Genomic DNA, 15,295 nt, shown 5'->3' with positions numbered 1-15,295 from the left:
TGCCCGTGACGGATCGCCCTCCGCTGGACCTCGACCGCCTGGTCACACCCACCGACTGGTCGGTGGAGGTGCTGGACGAGGCGCCGTCGACCAACGCGGTGGTGGCCGACCGCGCCCGCTCCGGAGCGGGCGAGGGGCTGGTCGTCGTGGCCGAGCACCAGACCGCGGGGCGCGGCCGGCTGGACCGTACCTGGGAGACGCCGGCCCGCTCCGCCCTCACCGTGTCGGTGCTGCTCACGCCGCGCGCGCCCGCGTCCGACTGGCCGTGGCTGCCGCTGCTCACCGGGTACGCCGCGGCGCTGGCGCTGCGCCGGCTCGGTGCCCCCGCCGCGCTGAAGTGGCCCAACGACGTGCTGCTCGAGGACCGCAAGCTGGCCGGGATCCTGACCGAGCGCATCGAGCTGGCCGGCGGCCCGGCGGTGGTCGTCGGCATCGGCATCAACGTCGGCATGACCGCCGACGAGCTGCCGCTGGAGACGGCCACGTCGCTGGCGGTCGAGGGGTACGACGTCGACCGCACCGAGCTGCTGTCCGCGCTGCTCGAGAGGCTGCGCACCGAGTACGACGCCTTCGAGCGCGGCGAGCTCGGGGCGCTGCGCACGGCGTACGCCGGGGCGTGCGCCACCGTCGGGCGGGAGGTACGGGTGGAGCTGCCCACCGGCTCCACGCTGAGCGGCGAGGCCACCGGCATCGACGAGGGCGGCCGCCTGCTCGTGGCCGGTCCCGACGGCGTCGTCCCGGTCTCGGCCGGGGACGTCGTGCACGCCACGATCACGTGACCGCATGGCGGCTCTCTCTGGCACGATGACGACGTGGCCATCTCGAAGAACCTGCTGAACGAGGGCGAGCAGATCGTCTTCGACACCCGGACGCACCCGAAGGCGCTGATCCTGCCCTTCCTCGCGCTGGTCGTGGCGCTCGCGGTGGCCGTGTTCCTCGACAAGGCCATCGACAACTCCACGGTCAGCCTGATCATCTGGCTGCTCGCGCTGGCGCTGATCCTGTGGCTGTCGGTGTGGCCGTTCCTCAACTGGCTGGTGGCGGGGTACGCCGTCACCAACCGCCGCCTGATCACCCGCTCCGGCGTGATCACCCGTCGTGGCCACGACATCCCGCTGACGCGCGTGAGCGACGTCGCGTACGAGAAGGACCTCATCGACCGGCTGCTCGGCTGCGGCACGCTCGTGATCAGCGACGCCAGCACGCACGGCCAGGTCCCGCTGCACGACATCCCGCGCGTCGAGGAGCGGCAACGCGTCCTCAACGACCTGCTGCACAAGCTGCACGACGGCATCCCCGGCAATGAAGGGATCTGAGGAGCCGGCAGACGATCGGGACGCCCGCCCCTACGCCCGCCCCTCCGCCGAGGACCTCGAGCTCGCCATCCTCGGCGAGGACCCGGTCTACAGCGCGTCCGAGGTCGCCGAGCGGACCGGCGTCACCCTCGAGCAGGCCAGCCGGCTGTGGCGCGCGCTCGGCTTCCCCGACCGCGGCCTGGAGGTCGCGTTCACCGCATCGGATGCCGAGGCCGTCTCCACGCTGGTGAGCCAGGTCGACGGCGGGCTGATCGACTTCGACATGGCCGTCACCCTGACCCGCGCCGTCGGCCAGACGATGGCCAGGCTGGCGGACTGGGAGGTCGCCACGCTCGTGCACCGCGTGCAGGAGATCGAGGGCGGCGACGAGGCCACCGGCAGCCGCGCGCGGGCCGGTCTGCACCTGATCGAGCACATGAACGAGCCGTTCGAGCGCCTGCTGGTCTACGTCTGGCGCCGGCACCTCGCGGCAGCCGTCGCGCGGGTCGAGGCGCTCGGCGCGAACGACGCGGACCTGCGCTCGGTGCCGATGACGGTCGGGTTCGCCGACATCGTCGGCTTCACCGAGCTGACCAACGAGCTCACCCAGAGCCGGATCGGCGACATGGTCGAGCTCTTCGAGTCGCGCTGCGCCGACGTGGTCGCCGGCCAGCGCGGCCGGGTCATCAAGACGCTCGGCGACGCGGTGCTGTTCGTCAACGACGACCCGATCCGCGCCTACGACACGGCCGAGGGCATCATCACCGTGGTCGGCCGCGACTCGCGGATGCCGGACGTCCGCGTCGGCCTGGCCAGCGGATCCGTGGTGATGCGGCTCGGTGACGTCTTCGGCCCCCCGGTCAACCTCGCCTCGCGGCTCACCGGCGTCGCCCGGCGCAACCGGGTGATCGTGGACCAGGCCACCGCCGACCTGCTCCCGCCCGACCAGTTCGAGGCCCGGAGGCTGCCCGCGCGGCCGGTCCGGGGGTTCGGACTGCTCGAACCCGTCGCCGTACGCCGCCACTGAGTCGTCACGGGCACTAGCCGACCGCACCCAGTTTCGCCGTTTTGCCTCGCCGGACCGGCGTTTTTCCTACCGTTTCCCTGTGCTCGAGGTCCAGGACGTCCGTGTCGACCCGTCGGCACGCCGAGTCTGGCGCGCCGAACGGGAGATCGTGCTGTCCCGCAAGGAGTACGACCTGCTGCACGCCCTGGTCTCCCGGCCCGGCGAGATCGTCAGCCGCGACGAGCTGATGCGCGACGTGTGGGGCGCCAACTTCTGGACCTCGTCGAAGACCATCGACGTGCACCTGGGCTGGGTACGCCGCAAGCTCGGCGACGACTCCCGTCGCCCGAGCCTGATCAGCACCATCCGGGGCCGCGGCCTGCGGTTCGAGGTGGCCGCTCCGGTCGAGGTGTGAGGGCGTCACTACGCTGACGCCGTGCCTCCGACGGACGGGTCCTCGCGCGCGCCGCGCGTCGCCGTCATCGGCGGGGGCCAGCTGGCGCGGATGATGGCCGAGCCGGCCGCTGCCCTCGGCATCCCGCTGCGGCTGTTGGCCGAGGGACCGGACGTGTCCGCCGCGCAGGTGATCCCCGACCACGAGGTCGGCGACTACCGCGACCTCGACGCGCTCACCGCGATCACCCGCGACTGCGAGGTGGTCACCTTCGACCACGAGCACGTCCCGACCCAGCACCTCGAGACGCTGACCGCCGGTGGCGTCGCCTGCCGGCCCGGCCCCGCCGCCCTCGTGCACGCCCAGGACAAGGCAGTCATGCGCGAGCGCCTCCGGGACCTCGGCGTCCCGTGTCCGCGCAACGCGGTCGTGAGGACCGTCGCCGACGTCGAGGCGTTCGGGCTGCCGTGCGTCCTGAAGACCACCCGGGGCGGGTACGACGGCAAGGGCGTCTGGTTCGTGACCTCGGCCGAGGAGTGCATCGAGCCGTTCGCCGTGGCCGACGCGGCCGGGGTACGGCTGCTCGCCGAGGAGCGCGTCGACTTCCGGCGCGAGCTCTCGGCGCTCGTCGTGCGGTCGCCGAGCGGGCAGGCGGCGGCGTACGCGGTCGTGGAGTCGCTCCAGACCGACGGCATCTGCACGGAGGTCGTGGCCCCGGCACCGGACCTGGACCCGGCGCTGGCGGGCCAGGCGCAGCGGCTGGCGCTCCGGGTGGCCGGCGAGCTGGACGTCACCGGTGTGCTCGCGGTCGAGCTCTTCGAGACCACCGACGGGCGGATCCTGGTCAACGAGCTGGCCATGCGGCCGCACAACACCGGCCACTGGACCCAGGACGGCGCGGTGACCTCGCAGTTCGAGAACCACCTGCGCGCCGTGCTCGACCTCCCGCTCGGGTCGCCGGCGCCCCGGTCGACGTGGACGGTCATGGTCAACATCCTGGGCGGCCCCACCGTCGACCAGCACGAGACGGGCCGGTTGTACGACGGGTACCGGCACGCGATGGCCCGCGACCCGCAGCTGCGCGTGCACCTCTACGGCAAGGACCTGCGCCCGGGCCGCAAGGTCGGGCACGTGAACGCCTACGGTGAGGACCTGGCCGACTGCCTGCAGCGGGCACGGCACGCGGCGGCGTGGTTCGCCGGCGAGTTGGGAGACGAGAGTGAGTGAGTCCCGTGAGTGAGCCGTTCGTCGGGATCGTGATGGGCTCGGACTCGGACTGGCCGGTCATGGAGGCCGCCGCGAAGGCGCTGGAGGAGTTCGGCGTGCCGTTCGAGGCCGACGTCGTCTCCGCGCACCGGATGCCCGCCGAGATGCTGGCCTACGGCACGGAGGCCGCCGGACGCGGGCTGCGGGTGATCATCGCCGGCGCCGGCGGAGCCGCCCACCTGCCGGGCATGCTCGCCTCGGTGACGCCGCTGCCGGTCATCGGCGTCCCGGTGCCCCTCAAGCAGCTCGACGGGCTGGACTCCCTGCTGTCGATCGTGCAGATGCCCGCCGGCGTCCCGGTCGCCACCGTCGCCGTCGGCGGCGCCCGCAACGCCGGTCTGCTCGCCGTCCGCATCCTGGCCGCCTCCGACGAGGGCCTGCGCCAGCAGATGTCGGACTTCCAGGCCCGGCTGAGGACCGAGGCCCAGGAGAAGGGCGCGGTCGTGCGCCGCCAGGCCAACAGCCCGCAGAGGCTGGGCTTCTGACGCTTCATGCTGGTCGAGCCCGCCGAGCCGCTAGGCGAGGCGGTGTCGAGACCCGGTGAGCGTCCAGGCGAGGTCTCGACGCGCTCGGCCGTGGCCGGCCTCACGGCTCGACCACCATGACGGTCAGGTCGCGGGCGAGGTCTCGGTGTAGTCGGCGTCCATCGGCTCGAGCGTGCCGAGGGACTCGGCCACGACCAGGGCGTCGTCGCCGATCTCGAGGCGGAACTCGGGGTGCGGGTTGACGAACGCGCGCCCGCCGCGGCCGATGGCCAGCAGCGTGGCCTTGTGCTCGGAGCGGAGCTTGGACGAGAGCTCGTCGATGGTCAGCCCGATGTACTCGTCGGGGAGGTTCACGCGGTAGAGCTCCGAGCCCTCGCCGCCGGACACGATGTCGGTGACCAGCTCGGCCAGCCCGGGGTACAGCGAGGAGCGGGCCAGCAGCCGCGAGGCGATCCGCGAGGTCACCATGATCTCGTCGGCCTTGGCACGCCGGAAGTGCTCGACGTGAGCCGGGTTGTTGACCTCCACGACGGTCCGCACCTGCGGGGCGATCGACTCGATCGCCATCACGGTGAGGATGGAGCGCATGTCGGCCTCGTTGGAGGCGTCGGCGGGGCAGACGACCGCGGCCATCGCCTCCTCGATGCCGGCCCGGCGCAGGTCGTCGGCGCTCGTCACGTCACCGTTGACGAAGTACACCCCCGGTCCGCCGGGGTTCTTGTCCGCCTCGTGGATGAGCACGATCTTGCGGTCGTAGTCGTCGCCGTCGAGCTCGGCGATGAGCTCCCGGGCGGTGGAGTTCCAGCCGCACACCACGATGTGGTCGCGGTAGCCAGAGGCACCCATGCCTTGACCCTCCTTCAGCAAGAAGTCGATGAGGAAGCCGACGAGGGCTCCGGTGATCGTCGCGACGATCGCGACGCCGAACAGCACCAGCAGCCAGCTGATCACGAAGCCGACGACGGACGTCACGTGCGAGGAGTCGCCGGCGCCCATCACCGTGGTCACGCCCCAGTAGAAGTTCTCGCCCAGGTCGCCGAACCAGCCGCCGACGCTCGAGCGGTCCCCTTCGAAGGCGTTGACGCCGAGAGCAGCGACCAGCACCACGAAGAACAGCCCGGCGAACAGCCGGACGAAGAACGTCTTGTCGACGTTCCGGGTCATCACCTGGACGTGGTAGCCGATCCTGCGCAGCAGCGGGGCCGCGAAGAGCGCGGTCACGAGGCCCCGGGCGCGTAGGCGCATGCGTCCCCCTGTTCACCTGCGGACCCGAGACAGAAATGACCGGTTCATCCTGTCAGAGGTTCGGGCCCTCGTCATGACACTTGGCCCAGGTCAAGGAGGCGCGAGACGGACGTTTCGTACGTCAGGACCGGCGGCGGTACTCGATCGCCGGGCAGGTGTCCATCACCATCGGCGTCCCGGCGGCCACCGTGCGGCGGAACGCGTCCTCGTCGATCACGCCCAGCTGAAACCACACCCCGCGTGCGCCGACCTGCACCGCCTGGTCGGCGAACTCACCGGCGGCCGACGACCGCCGGAACACGTCGACCACGTCGACCGGAAAGGGGACGTCGGCCAGCCGGGCGTACCCGGGCTCGCCCAGCACCGGCTCGCACCCCGGGCCGCAGAGCGGGTGGATGGGCACGATGCGCTTCCCCTTCCGCTGGAGCAGCTCGGCGATCGAGTACGCCGTGCGGCGCGGGTCGTGGAGCCCGATCACGGCCCACGTCTCGCACTCGTCGAGCATCAGGTCCACCCACTCCTGCCGCTGCCACTCGCTCACGTCGCCGAGCCTAGGCTGGCCCCATGAGTGAGTACCCCCTCTTCGCGCTCTCCGAGGAGCACCAGGCGATCCGGGAGGCCGTCCGGGACCTGTGCGAGGCCAAGGTGGCGCCGTACGCCGCGGACGTGGACGAGAACGCCCGGTACCCGCAGGAGGCCGCGGACGCGCTCCAGGCCGCCGACTTCCACGCCCCGCACGTGCCGGAGGAGTACGGCGGCGCGGGCGCCGACGCGCTGGCCACCGTGATCGTGATCGAGGAGATCGCCCGGGTCTGCATGGCGTCCTCGCTGATCCCGGCGGTCAACAAGCTCGGCTCGATGCCGGTGCTGCTCTCGGGCTCGGAGGAGCTGCGCAAGAAGTACCTGACCAAGCTCGCCTCGGGTGAGGGCGGCTTCTCCTACTGCCTCTCCGAGCCGGACGCCGGCTCCGACGCCGCCGCCATGAAGACCCGCGCGGTGCGCGACGGGGACGACTGGGTGCTCGACGGCGTCAAGCGCTGGATCACCAACGCCGGCGTCTCGGAGTACTACACCGTGATGGCCGTGACCGACCCCGATCATCCGTCCAGTGCCCGGGCCAAGGGGATCTCGGCCTTCGTGGTCGAGAAGTCCGACGAGGGCGTCTCCTTCGGGGCGCCGGAGAAGAAGCTGGGCATCAAGGGCAGCCCGACGCGCGAGGTGTACCTCGACCAGGTGCGCATCCCGGCCGACCGGATCATCGGCGAGGAGGGCACCGGCTTCGAGACCGCGATGCGCACCCTCGACCACACCCGGGTCACCATCGCGGCCCAGGCCGTCGGCGTCGCGCAGGGCGCGGTCGACTACGCGCTGTCGTACGCGAAGGAGCGCCAGCAGTTCGGCAAGCCGATCGCGGACTTCCAGGGGCTTCAGTTCCTGCTGGCCGACATGGGCATGAAGGTGGAGGCCGCCCGCCAGCTCACCTACGCCGCGGCCGGCCGGTCCGAGCGCGGCGACAAGGACCTCACGTTCTTCGGTGCGGCGGCGAAGTGCTACGCCTCGGACGTCGCCATGGAGGTGACCACGAACGCCGTGCAGGTGCTCGGCGGCTACGGCTACACCCGCGACTACCCGGTCGAGCGGATGATGCGCGACGCCAAGATCACCCAGATCTACGAGGGCACCAACCAGGTGCAGCGCATCGTGATGGCCCGCCAGCTGCTCTCCGGGATCCAGTCCGAGCTGCCCTGACCACCGGGGTTAGCCTGCGACGGTGACGACCTCCATCGAGATCCCGGTCCCGGATGGCACGGCCGAGGCCTACGTCGCCGGACCGGACGACCGCAGCGCGCCCGGTGTCCTCTTCTTCATGGACGCCTACGGGCTGCGGCCGCAGATCGAGATGATGCTGGAGCGGATCGCGGGCTGGGGCTACACGGTGCTGGCCCCCAACGTGTTCCACCGGAACGGCACCGTCGCCGAGCTCGTCGACGAACGTGAGCACGTCTTCGACCGGGTCAAGGGGCTGACGCCGGACCAGCTCCTCGCCGACGCCCCGGCGTACCTCGCCGCCCTGCGCGAGCGTGCCGCGGACGGGCCGTTCGGCACCACCGGCTACTGCATGGGCGCCCGGCTCGCCGTGCGCACCGCCACGGCTCATCCCGACGACATCGCCGCGGTCGGCGGCTGGCACGGGGGTGGGCTGGTCACCGACGACGAGCTCAGCCCGCACCGCGGGCTGGCGCACGCCCGGGCGGAGTTCGCGTTCGGGCACGCCGACCACGACCGTGGGATGCCTCCGGAGGCCGTGCGCACGCTGGGCGAGACGCTCTCCGGGGCCGGCCGGGTGTTCATCAACGACGTCTACCCGAACGCCCCGCACGGCTACACGATGAACGACACGCCGGCCTACCAGGAGGAGGGCGCCGAGCGGCACTACCGCGTGCTCGAGGAGCTGCTCGCCCGCACGATCCGGTGACGGTCCCCCACGACGTGGCCCAGGAGGTCGCGGAGGCGTCGGCCGCCGCGATGTGGGCCGGCGACCGGGCGAGCCAGTCGCTCGGCATGGAGATCGTCGAGGTCGGACCCGGCCGCGCGGTGCTGCGGATGACGGTCCGCGAGGACATGGTCAACGGCCACGACATCGGACACGGCGGCCTGACCTTCACCCTGGCCGACTCGGCGTTCGCCTTCGCCTGCAACAGCTACGACCGGCAGACGGTGGCCGCCGGGGCCGAGGTACGGTTCCGCGCCCCGACCCACCTCGGCGACGTCCTCACCGCGACCGCGACGGAGCGGTCGCGGGAGGGCAGGTCAGGCGTGTACGACGTCGAGGTCACCAGTCACGGGCCGGGCGGCGACACCGTCGTGGCCACGTTCGTCGGCCACAGCCGCGAGATCGGCGGCTCGTTCACCTAGCGCACGAGGCCCGACGGCGTGCAGAGGTCCTTGCCGATGCCGCCGGTGTCGTCCTCGATGATGCGCTGGAACATGTCCTTGGACCGCGCCTGGTCCCAGTGGACGGCGAGGTCGGTGATGGGCACGCCGCAGGTGAGGCCGTCGCTGCCGTTGACCTTGGTCATCGCCATCGCGAACTGGGCGGCGGCCAGCGGGCTCATGTCGTTGTCGACGGTGACGAAGTCCGCGCCGGCCATGTTCAGGTTCCAGTAGCGGAACGGGTTCACGACCGACAAGGGCGAGATCGCCTTCTTGCCCACGGCCGCGACGACCTCGCGCTGGTGGGCGGCGCGGTCCAGGTCGCCGAGCTGCTGCGCGTGGCGCGAGCGCGCGTAGGCCAGCGCGACCTTGCCGTCGACGTCCTGGCAGCCCTTCTTGATCCGCAGGTTGGCGTCCGCGTCGACCATGTCCTCCTTGGGACAGATCTCGATGCCGCCGACCGCGTCGACCAGGCCCACGAAACCGCTGAACCCGATCTCGACGTAGTCGTCGATGCGGATGCCCGTGTTGGCCTCGACGGTGCGGATCAGCAGCTTGCGCCCGCCGTACGCGTAGGCCGCGTTGATCTTGGTGGTGCCGTGGCCCGGGATCGGGACCAGCGAGTCGCGCGGGATCGACATCAGGAGGTTCGGCCCGGACCCGGTGTGCAGCAGCATGATCGTGTCGGTGCGCTGGCCGACGTCGCCGCCGGTGTTCAGCTCCTTGCGCTGCGCCGCGGTCAGGTCGGCGCGGGAGTCACTGCCCACGATCAGGTACGTCGTGCCCGGCTGGTCGGCGGGCCGGTCGCCGGAGGGCATCGCGTCGACCTTGGTCACCTTGTTCCAGGCGATCAGCGGCACCACGACGAGGAACACGAGCCACAGCAGCAGGAGCAGGAAGATGTAGCGGAACCGGAAGCGCGGCCGGAACCGGCCACGGGAACGGCTCGGTGGCGGTGGGGGCGCGACGGGGGGCGGCGTGGGCCGTGTCGAGCGGCGCGCCTGGGTGTCGTCGGCCTCGGCGCGCAGCAGGGAACGCCGCTCGCGCGGGTTCATCGGGGTCCGGGACTGCGAGGGGGGATGGATCTCCATGACCCGGGTCTCCTCGGGGCGCTCCTCGGAGCGCGGCGGCTGGGCGCGCTCCTGGCGGGGGACGGGCCGGGTGGCGTCGTCCGGGGGTGGTGGCGCAGCCCGGTGGCGGCCGGACGACGACGGCCGACCGGGGTCTGCGGACTGGTCAGCGCTCTGGCCCCCCGCGCCGTAGAGCCACTCGTACTCCGGCGTGCCCTCCTCGGGCGCGCCGTCGCCCGGGCCGTGGCCCGGGGGAGTAGCCGTCATGGCGGTGACGGTACCGCCTGGACCCCTGCCGGACCGTGTCGGCGCGTCGTACCCCGGTGGGACGGGTGTGACTGGTGATACTGGGCACGTCTCACGCTCCTTCCCCAGCACGAGAGGCACCGCTCGATGCCGCCCGCATCTTCCCCCGGGTCAGATCCGGCCCACCCGCGTACCACGGTGCGCGACCGGGCCGCCCACATCCGCTACCGGCGCGCGTTGATGCTGATGACGATGACGCTGGTCGTGCCCGGCTCCGCCCAGCTGGTCGCGGGCAACCGGCAGGTCGGGCGGTTCGCGATGCGTACGTGGATGGTGGCCGTCACGCTGCTGGTGCTGAGCATCCCCGCCGGGCTGCTGTGGCACGAGTACGTCTTCTGGGCCGCCTCCGACACAGCGCTGCTCAACCTGCTGCGGTTCGTGCTGATGGCGCTCGCCGTCGGCTGGGCCGCTCTCCTGGTGGACGCGTGGCGGCTCGGCCAACCCCTGTCACTGAACCTCAGCCACCGCCGTACGGTCGTCGGCGTCAACGGGATCCTGTGCTTCTCGGTCGCCGGCACCCTGCTCTTCGGCGCGCACATCGTGGGCGTGCAGCGCGACTTCATCCTCACCATGTTCTCCGGCAGCGAGGTGACCTCCGCGCACCACGGCCGCTTCAACGTGCTGCTACTCGGTGGCGACTCGGGCGCCGGCCGCTGGGGCCTGCGCCCGGACTCCATGACGATCGCGAGCATCGACGAGGAGACCGGCCGCACCGTGCTGGTGGGCCTCCCGCGCAACATGGCCGACTTCCCGTTCGCCAAGGGCTCGGTGATGGCCAAGCAGTTCCCGAAGGGCTTCTCCTGCGAGGGCTGCTACCTCAACGGCGTGAGCACCTGGGCCGAGGACCACACCGCCCTCTTCGGGAAGTCGAAGCACCCCGGCGTGGACGCCACGATCATGGCCATCCAGGGCATCACCGGCCTGAAGATCAACTACTGGGCGATGGTGAACCTCCAGGGCTTCCGCGACCTCGTCGACGCCGTCGGCGGCGTCACCCTCCGGGTCCGCCAGCCGATCCCGGTCGGCGGCCTCGGCAGCGACGTGACCGGGTACATCCAGCCGGGCCTCCGCAAGCTCGACGGCCACGACGTGCTCTGGTTCGCCCGCGCCCGCGACGGCTCGGACGACTACTCCCGGATGGCCCGCCAGAAGTGCGTGATGGGCGCGATGCTCAAGCAGATCAGCCCGCAGACGGCCGTCACCAACTTCGAGGCGATCGCCAACGCCTCCTCGGCGATGATCTCCACCAACATCCCGCCCAGCGAGGTCGACCGCTTCATCTCCCTCGCCCTCAAGGCCCGCGGCCAGAAGGTCTCCACCGTGTCCCTGGTCCCCCCGATGGTGGTCACGGCGCATCCGGACATCCCCACGATCCGGACCATGGTGACCACCGCGATCGCCCGCGCCGAGGGCCAGACCCCGGAGCCGCAGACCCAGGAGGCCGCCCCGCCGGCCACGAGCGAGGCGCCGGCGTCCACTCCCGCCGACGCCGGCACCCCGGCCACCGACCCCACGCCCGCCCCGGACCCGACCCCTGCGCCCCCGCAGGTCGTCACCGGTGGCTCGGTCGGGAACCTCAGCAACGGGTACGCCGCCAACCAGGCCGACGACCTCGGAGCCGCCTGCTGACCGAGGGTCCGGGGTGTGTCAGCCGATCCTGCGTCGCATCGAGTACGCATCGGGGCCTGCAGGATCGGTGAAGGTGCTGTGCACCTCGTAGCCCAGGCCGGCGTAGAAGGCGACCCGATCGGGGGCGCACTCGAGGACGAGCTCCGTCGGCTCCTCGCTCTCGAGGGCGGTGGCCAGTGCCTCGAGCAGCCGGCGCCCGATGCCCAGGCCGTGAAGGGCCGGTTCGACGGCAGCCTTGTCGACCCAGGCGTGCTCCCCGAGCTGGGCATGGACGTGGGCGGCGTTCTGGTGGAACTGCCAGTCGATGGCGAGGTGGTGGTCGTCGGGCCGCGGCTCGCGCGCCGCCACGTGGCACAGCCGGCAACGCCCGGCCGGGCTTCCCATGACGACGCCGACCAGCACGTCACTCGCATGAGCGCCCAGGACGACCGTCGGGTCGTCACCCCGTAGCCCGGCATAGAGGCTCCAGGACCCACCCCACCGATCCAGGATCGCCGGACCGTACATCTCCACGGTGAAGGGCTCGTCGACGAAGGCGCGATGGAGCAGAGCACGCGCCGCCGGCCACTCACTCCCCGTCAGAGGGCGTATGGACACCTCCATGCGCGGGAGTATCCCGCAGCGCCATTCAGCGGCTCTCCACCGCGGCGTCGAACGCGGCCAGCGCCTCGACCAGGCGGTCGCCGGAGGGAGTGCCGTCGAGCTCGCGGACGGCGTACGCCGCGACGTTGCTCGACCCCGGCAGCACGCCGGCGTCCAAGGCCTGGTGGGCTCGCGGTACGAGGACCCACCGCAGCCACTGCCCGAAGGTCATCGCGCCAATCCCGAACGCGCCGGCGTCGGCCATGGCCTCGGCTGTCGGCTCGTCGACCTCCCACAGGCCGGCGTCCACCAACGCTCGTTCCAGCCCGGCGAGCGCGTCCGCGAAGGCAGCCAGGTCGGCCATGCCGGCTATCCCTCCGGGGACCTGGCTCGGCGCCACCTGTCCGGAAGCATCGCCCGGCCGACGTTGACCAGCCCCCAGCCGACGCCCAAGCCCGCCGGGTAGACCATCAGCTCCGAGAGCCAGTCCGCGTCCGTGCCATCGAAGATGGTTCCGACCACTGCGGCCAGGAAAGCCACCAGGAACCACCGGGCGGCCGAGGCCGCCAAGGACCTCCTCGATCTGACCACGGGGAACTATCGCACGCGCGGCCGCTACGTCGTCGACCACCGATCCGCGCCGCCCGGCCCCGGATCCGTCCGCGGCCTGACGCGCGAGGATGGTGACGTGCAGATCATGGATGCCCTCCTGCGCGCGCAGGAGGCCGCCGCTCCCGAGGTGGGTCAGGGCCGGCTGGCGGAGTACATCCCGAGCCTGGCCGCGGTGGATCCGCACCAGTTCGGGATGGTGGTCGCGTCCTGCGACGGCCAGGTGCACGCCGTCGGCGACGCCGACGTCCGCTTCTCGGTGCAGAGCATCAGCAAGGTCTTCACGCTGGCGCTGGTGGTCGCCACCGAGGGAGAGGGCATCTGGGACCGCGTGTCCCGCGAACCCTCCGGCAACCCGTTCAACTCCCTGCTCCAGCTCGACCAGGAGGCCGGGCGACCGCGCAACCCGTTCATCAACGCCGGCGCGCTCGTGGTCACCGACCGGCTCCACGCGCTGACCGGCGGCGCCTGTGACGCCCTGTGCGACCTGATGCGCCGGGAGAGTGGCCGGGCCGACGTGGGCAGCGATCCCGTGGTGGCTCGGTCGGAGCTCGAAGCCGGCCACCGCACCTGGGCCCTCGCCCACCTGCTCGCCAGCTACGGGAACCTCGAGTGCCCCGTCGACCAGGTGATCCACGAGTACGTCGCGCAGTGCGCCCTCTCGATGACGTGCCGCGAGCTGGCGCTGGCCGCGTTGTTCCTCGCCCGTGACGGCGTCCTGTCCGATGGATCGCCCTTCCTCAGCGCGCGGCAGGCCAAGCGGATCAACGCCGTGATGCTGACCTGCGGCACCTATGACTCGGCCGGCGAGTTCGCCTACCGGGTGGGGTTGCCGTCCAAGAGCGGCGTCGGCGGAGGCATCCTGGCCGTCATCCCCGACCGGGGTGTCGCCTGCGTGTGGAGTCCGGCACTCGGCCCCTCCGGCAGCTCGGCCGCCGGGCTGGCCGCGCTGGACGCGTTCACGACGTACTCCGACTGGACGGTGTTCTGACGCATCTGCGGGCAGCCGACGTGGGGTGGCAGTGACATTCAGGGTCGAGCGGCGTTCGTCGCCGCTCGACCCCGAGGTGTCAGCAAGGCAGGTTGCGGGGCTATTGCACCGTCACCTGGCCGACCATGCCCATGCCTCCGTGGAGGAGGCAGATGTACGGGTAGGTGCCGGCCTTGGTGAACGTCACCGTGAACGTGTGTGGCCCCGGAGAGAACGGCGCAGCCACGAGCACGCCTGAGCTCAGGGTGCCGCCTTGATAGTTCGTCGGGTCACCGGCAGGCGCGAGCGGGTTCTGCGGAGGCGGACCGAACGTGATGGTGTGCGGGACCGGGAACCCGTTCGCGCCCAAGTCGAACGTCACGCTCTCGCCGACCTTCACCACGACGCTGCCGGGGATGAACCGGTTGACCAGCGCCCTCATGTCCGACGCGCCGACGAACACGTGGTGCGAATCGGAAGCACCCAGGGCGTTGGCCCACAGGTTGAGCCCGTGCTCGATGTCGGAGTTCGAGGCCCTCTTGGCCATGACGTTGTACTCGGCCTGGGTGTGCGGGTACGGCGTGCCAGCCTTGCGGACGACGACGACAGCCGACATGGCCTTGCCGTGGAGGTAGCACAGATAGTGGTACTTGCCGGGCTTGAGGAACGTTAGGTCGTAGGTCTTGACGGCGTTCGGGAAGACTGCGTCCGGCTCCGGGGCGATGATGCCGGAACTGCGGAACTGGCCGGGCTTGGAGATCGTTGCCTGGGGCGTTGCCTCCGTCATGTAGGCGATCGTGAAGTCGAACGGGACGGCGGGGTGCGCAGCGTTGATGAACGACACGGTGTGCGGTTCCATCGCGTTGGAGACCCAGTGCACGGTGTCGCCGGCGTTGATCGAGACCTTCTTGGGGCCGTAGGCCATCGTCTGGACGGCACCAGAACGCGACTGCGCGCCGACCTTGACGGTCCAGGTCTTGGCCTTGAGCTTCGAGGCGCCGTCGGCGCTGCTTGCCGGCAAGCCCGGAAGTGCTGCAAGCATCAGGGCGACAAACGCGAGGATCACCGAGAATCTCCTCAGTCGAGCTGAGATCAGGGACATGCTCACTCCTTCGCGGTTGCATTAAGACTCGTCAGTCTGCTGAGCGACCACGTCCCCAGGCAATCATCCATGGCTCGTTGGATGATCGAGCCAGGCATTCCCAGGAAGCTCGGGATGCCCTTGGGCTGGCCGATCGCGCGGAATGAGGCTGGGGCTGGCGGCCGAGTGAACTCATCTGCGGATCGGAGCGGCAACCCGACCTCGACACAGTGGGCTAGACCACTGCCGATGTCCGGTGGCGCGCCCGGCGCGCTGACGCACACTTCGACGGTGGGACGGCGGAGGACCGGAAGGTTCGGGGTGGTTTCGGCGGTGGCGCTGGCCACCTTGGTCGCTCTCTCAGGCCGCGGCGATCCCTCCCGCGCCTCGGCAGTACCACCGCCGCCGACCCTGCGGGCCACG

At 71.2% G+C, this 15,295-nt stretch carries 17 protein-coding genes; 11 read left to right on the top strand and 6 right to left on the bottom strand.

Going from position 1 to position 15,295, the window contains the following annotated elements:
• The first annotated feature begins 5 nt into the window (after positions 1 to 5).
• The 6 genes from ISU07_RS12990 (at position 6) to purE (ending at position 4,446) form a co-directional block, all read left to right on the top strand.
• Positions 6 to 779: a biotin--[acetyl-CoA-carboxylase] ligase gene (locus ISU07_RS12990; protein WP_323742587.1), complete on the top strand. Its 774-nt coding sequence runs from the start codon at positions 6 to 8 to the stop codon at positions 777 to 779.
• Positions 780 to 812: 33 nt separating this feature from the next.
• Entirely contained in the window at positions 813 to 1,316 is a 504-nt protein-coding gene (locus tag ISU07_RS12985) for a PH domain-containing protein (protein WP_194707223.1), read from the top strand.
• Positions 1,303 to 2,322, top strand: a complete 1,020-nt coding sequence (locus tag ISU07_RS12980; protein WP_194707222.1) for an adenylate/guanylate cyclase domain-containing protein — start codon at positions 1,303 to 1,305, stop codon at positions 2,320 to 2,322. The genes ISU07_RS12985 and ISU07_RS12980 overlap by 14 nt, the downstream gene beginning before the upstream one ends.
• Positions 2,323 to 2,401: 79 nt before the next feature.
• The gene (locus tag ISU07_RS12975; RefSeq protein ID WP_194707221.1) at positions 2,402 to 2,716 is read left to right on the top strand and encodes a winged helix-turn-helix domain-containing protein; all 315 of its coding nucleotides are present in this window, start codon (positions 2,402 to 2,404) and stop codon (positions 2,714 to 2,716) included.
• 21 nt (positions 2,717 to 2,737) lie between these two features.
• Positions 2,738 to 3,922, top strand: coding sequence for a 5-(carboxyamino)imidazole ribonucleotide synthase (locus ISU07_RS12970; protein WP_194707220.1), 1,185 nt, complete (start codon positions 2,738 to 2,740; stop codon positions 3,920 to 3,922).
• A 32-nt stretch (positions 3,923 to 3,954) separates the two neighbouring features.
• Positions 3,955 to 4,446: a 5-(carboxyamino)imidazole ribonucleotide mutase gene (purE, locus tag ISU07_RS12965; RefSeq protein ID WP_194707345.1), complete on the top strand. Its 492-nt coding sequence runs from the start codon at positions 3,955 to 3,957 to the stop codon at positions 4,444 to 4,446.
• A gap of 123 nt (positions 4,447 to 4,569) precedes the next feature.
• Here purE and ISU07_RS12960 read toward each other — a convergent pair whose 3' ends face one another.
• Positions 4,570 to 5,691: a potassium channel family protein gene (locus ISU07_RS12960; RefSeq protein WP_194707219.1), complete on the bottom strand. Its 1,122-nt coding sequence runs from the start codon at positions 5,689 to 5,691 to the stop codon at positions 4,570 to 4,572.
• A gap of 121 nt (positions 5,692 to 5,812) precedes the next feature.
• Entirely contained in the window at positions 5,813 to 6,232 is a 420-nt protein-coding gene (locus ISU07_RS12955; RefSeq protein WP_323742586.1) for a CoA-binding protein, read from the bottom strand.
• Between the two features lie 23 nt (positions 6,233 to 6,255).
• On the opposite strand from ISU07_RS12955, the gene ISU07_RS12950 reads away from it, so the two are divergent.
• From ISU07_RS12950 to paaI, 3 genes are read left to right on the top strand one after another with little or no spacing between them, the layout of a single operon-like run.
• Positions 6,256 to 7,440 (top strand): acyl-CoA dehydrogenase family protein, encoded by a 1,185-nt coding sequence (locus ISU07_RS12950; RefSeq protein ID WP_194707218.1) that lies wholly within the window; start codon positions 6,256 to 6,258, stop codon positions 7,438 to 7,440.
• A gap of 22 nt (positions 7,441 to 7,462) precedes the next feature.
• Positions 7,463 to 8,167, top strand: a complete 705-nt coding sequence (locus ISU07_RS12945) for a dienelactone hydrolase family protein (protein WP_194707217.1) — start codon at positions 7,463 to 7,465, stop codon at positions 8,165 to 8,167.
• Positions 8,164 to 8,607, top strand: a complete 444-nt coding sequence (paaI, locus tag ISU07_RS12940; RefSeq protein ID WP_323742585.1) for a hydroxyphenylacetyl-CoA thioesterase PaaI — start codon at positions 8,164 to 8,166, stop codon at positions 8,605 to 8,607. The genes ISU07_RS12945 and paaI overlap by 4 nt, the downstream gene beginning before the upstream one ends.
• Here paaI and ISU07_RS12935 read toward each other — a convergent pair.
• Positions 8,604 to 9,962 carry an LCP family protein gene (locus ISU07_RS12935; protein WP_228521825.1) on the bottom strand — a complete coding sequence of 453 codons (1,359 nt, stop codon included), beginning with the start codon at positions 9,960 to 9,962 and terminating at the stop codon, positions 8,604 to 8,606. The two genes, paaI and ISU07_RS12935, sit on opposite strands and share 4 nt — an antisense overlap.
• Positions 9,963 to 10,139: 177 nt before the next feature.
• Between ISU07_RS12935 and ISU07_RS12930 the strand changes: the two genes are divergently transcribed.
• A complete protein-coding gene (locus ISU07_RS12930) occupies positions 10,140 to 11,630 on the top strand; it encodes an LCP family protein (protein WP_323742584.1) in 1,491 nt (496 codons plus the stop codon).
• A gap of 18 nt (positions 11,631 to 11,648) precedes the next feature.
• Here the strand turns inward: ISU07_RS12930 and ISU07_RS12925 are convergent, their stop codons facing one another.
• Both ISU07_RS12925 and ISU07_RS12920 read right to left on the bottom strand, forming a co-directional pair.
• On the bottom strand, positions 11,649 to 12,233 hold the full coding sequence (locus ISU07_RS12925; protein WP_194707215.1) for a GNAT family N-acetyltransferase: 585 nt from the start codon (positions 12,231 to 12,233) through the stop codon (positions 11,649 to 11,651).
• Positions 12,234 to 12,258: 25 nt separating this feature from the next.
• Complete coding sequence (locus ISU07_RS12920) at positions 12,259 to 12,576, bottom strand: YqcC family protein (protein WP_194707214.1); 318 nt, start codon at positions 12,574 to 12,576, stop codon at positions 12,259 to 12,261.
• Between the two features lie 333 nt (positions 12,577 to 12,909).
• Between ISU07_RS12920 and ISU07_RS12915 the strand changes: the two genes are divergently transcribed.
• Positions 12,910 to 13,812, top strand: a complete 903-nt coding sequence (locus ISU07_RS12915; protein ID WP_194707341.1) for a glutaminase — start codon at positions 12,910 to 12,912, stop codon at positions 13,810 to 13,812.
• A 100-nt stretch (positions 13,813 to 13,912) separates the two neighbouring features.
• Here the strand turns inward: ISU07_RS12915 and ISU07_RS12910 are convergent, their stop codons facing one another.
• Positions 13,913 to 14,857 carry a cupredoxin domain-containing protein gene (locus ISU07_RS12910; protein ID WP_194707213.1) on the bottom strand — a complete coding sequence of 315 codons (945 nt, stop codon included), beginning with the start codon at positions 14,855 to 14,857 and terminating at the stop codon, positions 13,913 to 13,915.
• Between the last annotated feature and the right edge of the window lie 438 nt (positions 14,858 to 15,295).

The sequence above is a fragment of the Nocardioides islandensis genome, assembly GCF_015352455.1.
Taxonomy (GTDB): Bacteria; Actinomycetota; Actinomycetes; order Propionibacteriales; family Nocardioidaceae; genus Nocardioides; species Nocardioides islandensis.
This window is presented reverse-complemented; position numbering and strand designations above follow the sequence as displayed.